Source organism: Streptomyces sp. NPDC102462, from assembly GCF_044765425.1.
In the GTDB taxonomy this organism is placed as follows: Bacteria; Actinomycetota; Actinomycetes; order Streptomycetales; family Streptomycetaceae; genus Streptomyces.
In genome coordinates, this window is record NZ_JBIWKB010000139.1 from 1 (window position 1) to 3,546 (window position 3,546).

The window sequence follows — 3,546 nt, forward strand, 5'->3', positions numbered from 1 at the left end:
ATCCGCGACTACATCGACTCCTGGAACAAGAACGCGAAACCCTTCACCTGGACCGCCACGGCCGACGAGATCCTCGCCAAGGTCCGACTCGTCCAAACCAGCGTGAAGAAACTCGTCAATAACAACTCGAAGTAACTCAATCAGGGTCACGAGACACTAGACCAGCTGATCGAGTGGGCGTGAAATGTCTCGGCCATCATCACCAAAGGCAGGAATTCGGGCAATAGCTCCCTCGGATTTGCGCTCTCCAAGACGAATGTCTTATCGGCGCAAACACCTGCGAAGTCCGCGCGTGCCACCTTACGCAGGTACGGTCGCCGCGAGCCGTAGAGAACATTCCCGGGTTGGAATCCGCGATAGAAAGCGGGGCCCAGGTCAGTCTCCTTAACCAGCCCCCACTTCCTTATGGTGAGCTGGCCCGACTCCATGTGTTCGCCTGCCACGAAACGCTCCACGTCATCCGCAACAGGATCCACTACGTCTCGGATCTGCCGGGCTACCGAGCCGAACGTGACCGTAGGACAAACGCCAGGGCTTGTACTCATGCCCCGCCTCCCCGAATTCTAGCGATGGCCCGCTTCACGGCCTGCATATTGTCACGCATTGAATTATCCCACTGTGACACGGCCTCCGGTAGCGGAATGCTAGCGCCGCCGGCCATTTCCAAAGTAGGGATTTTTTTGACGTGTCGGCCGATAGCAAGGTCAGCCTTAGCCGCGACAAGAGATTCCAAGCCCACTACTGCTGACAAGCCCGGAAGGTCGGCAAAGCCCTCGTATGCCGCGAGGATCTCCGTGATGTGTTCTTCGCTCAGGAAAGACTGCCCCTGAGTGCGCTCGATCAGGTGCGCCGCATCAATGAATAGGACCTTCTCTTGGCGTTCTGTCGGCTTCTGCGTGCGACAGATGACGACGCACGCCTCCATCGGAGAGTTATAAAACAAGCCCGGCCCTAGGCCCAGAACACACTCAAGCAGATCGGACTCAATGAGTTTCTGCCGCATCGCGCGCTCGTCCGCACGGAATAGCACACCGTGCGGGAGGAGGATTGCACACCGTCCTGTTTCCGGGTTAAGGGACGCTGCAATGTGCTGGAGGAAGGCGTAGTCCGCACGCCCCTGCGGCGGGACTCCCCAGGTGTTGCGCTTAAAAGGATCCTCGGCGAAAAGGTCCCGGTTCCACTGCTTGATGGAGTACGGAGGGTTAGCCAGGATGACATCGAATCGGCGCAAAGCATCGCCTTCGAAGAACGCAGGATCGGCCAGCGTATCGCCGCGCTCGATCCTGAAGTCTTCGATTCCGTGGAGATACAGGTTCATGCGCGCAATCGATGAGGTCATGACGTTGAGTTCCTGGCCGAACAAACCCAGCCGTCGATGATCCTCGCCTTGATCCTTGACTTCCGCTGCCGCGGTAACCAGCATTCCGCCCGTACCGCAGGTCGGGTCGTACACGCTCTCGCCCGGCTGCGGCCGGAGCATACGCGCCATCAGGCGGACGAGCGTGCGGTTGGTGTAGAACTCCTGAGCCGTATGTCCAGAGTCGTCGGCAAACTTCTTGACCAGAAACTCGTAGGCCCGACCCAGTTCGTCCTCCGGCACCCGGGACAGTGACAGCACTTGCGTCGAGAAGTGCTCCAGCAGGTTCCGTAGAGTCTCGTCCGAAAGACGCTCTTTGTTGGTCCACTGCGCGTCACCGAAGACGCCAGTCAGCTGGTCAGGATTGGCAGACTCGATCTCGCGCATGGCTTTCCTGAGCGCTTGCCCCAGATCCGCACTCGCGGATCGTACGTCTTCCCAGTGCGCTTCATCCGGGATCTGAAATCGGTAGTTCTCTCCCCTGGCTACAGTCTCCGGGTCGTGATCGCCGTAGGCCGCAATCGCTTCTTCGCGCTCCTCGTCATACACATCACTGATGCGCTTGAAAAATAGCAGCGGGAAGATGAACTGCTTGTAGTCGCCAGCATCGATCAGCCCACGCAGTAGGGTCGCGGCGCCCCAAAGATAGCTTTCCAGTTCACGCTGTTCCAGGTGCTGCGGTTCTCGCGATTCAAGTCCCGGCAGGATATCGGCGCCAGTGTCCTTTACCCCGCTCTTGTGATTCGCGTTGCCCGGCTGAACCTGACGAGGAACGGCGGTGGTCTCTTGGCGATTCATCCGAGCAGTTCCCATTCCTTGAGCTGCCTACGTAGAGCATCCTCGGCCATGGCTACATCGGCCAACGCCCCCTCCAACGAGGTGACTGCCTCAACGAGGGGCGCGAAGTTTGCGCGAGTGTCCGCTGCGACATACAGCGGAATATTGAGACTTCCGCCGTTATCATGAATCTCCGCCAGGTCAACAAGGCGACTACGGCCAGCAATATTGGAGAAGGATCGGTACCAGCCGTAGATGCGGGACACATGCTGGTCTTCCAAGACGTTCTGGTTGCGCCCCTTGCGGAACTGGTCCGCTGCATTTACGAAGAGAACCTGATGCTTTCGATCGGCAGGCTTGTCGTGCCGCAGTACCAAAATGCACGCCGCGAGGCCAGTGCCATAAAAGAGATTAGTACCCAGGCCGATGACTGCTTCGATTACGTCGGATTCCACGATCTTGTCGCGGATCTTTCCCTCAGCCCCGCCGCGGAACAGCGCGCCCTGAGGTAGTACGACTGCCGCTCTACCGTTATGCCGGGACATCGAGGCGATCATGTGCTGAACCCAGGCGAAGTCGGCCGAGCGTCGCGGGGGAACGCCTGTAAGGCCGCGCTGGAACAAGTCGTTGGCCCAATCCTTCTCTCCCCAAGCCTGCAAAGAGAAGGGCGGATTGGCGATTACGCAGTTGAACTGGCGTAGCGCGTCCTGGTCGAGGAACCTAGGGTCGCGCAGAGTGTCGCCGCGTTCGATATAGAAGTCCTCGACGCCGTGCAGAAAGAGATTCATCCTCGCGATACCGGAGGTGGTCAGGTTCTTCTCCTGACCAAACATCTTCGCCCTCAGGTATTTTGGATCTTCCTTACGCCGGACGAAGTGGTGAACAACCTCGATCAGCATGCCGCCAGTTCCGCAGGCCGGGTCGTAGACGCTCTCACCCTTCTGTGGATCAAGGATGTCGACGAGGAGGCGCACCACCTCACGAGGGGTATAAAATTCGCCTGCCTTTTTATTCGATAGGTCGGCGAATTTCTTGATCAGGTACTCGTACGCCTGTCCCAGCAGATCGGCTTCGACGACGGAGTTGCCAAGGCGGCGGCCTGAGAAGTGGTCGAGCAGTTGACGTAGAACCTTGGCGGGCAGCCGGTCCTTATTCGTCCATGGTGTGTCGCCGAAGATCCCAGCGAGGGTATCCGGATTCGCCTTTTCAATCTCTCGGAGTGCCGTGTTCAGCGCTTGTCCGAGCGCCTCATCCTTTACTTCCACAACCTTGTGCCACATATGATCGTGGGGGATGTCGAAGCGGTGTTGGTCGGCATACTCAGGTTGAACTCGCGGAGTCCGGCGGTCTGATCGCGCCGTCGTCCATGGTCAGACCGGTGGGCGGGAGGCAGCCGTCGACCAGGTGAGGCC

General features: G+C 58.8%; 2 protein-coding genes. Both read right to left on the reverse strand.

The window, feature by feature from the left end:
• Nucleotides 1-541: 541 nt before the first annotated feature.
• Complete coding sequence (locus ACIRFL_RS43600; RefSeq protein ID WP_404041270.1) at nt 542-2,155, reverse strand: N-6 DNA methylase; 1,614 nt, start codon at nt 2,153-2,155, stop codon at nt 542-544.
• Nucleotides 2,152-3,414, reverse strand: a complete 1,263-nt coding sequence (locus ACIRFL_RS43605) for an N-6 DNA methylase (RefSeq protein WP_404041273.1) — start codon at nt 3,412-3,414, stop codon at nt 2,152-2,154. Before ACIRFL_RS43605 ends, ACIRFL_RS43600 begins: the two co-directional genes overlap by 4 nt.
• Nucleotides 3,415-3,546: the final 132 nt, after the last annotated feature.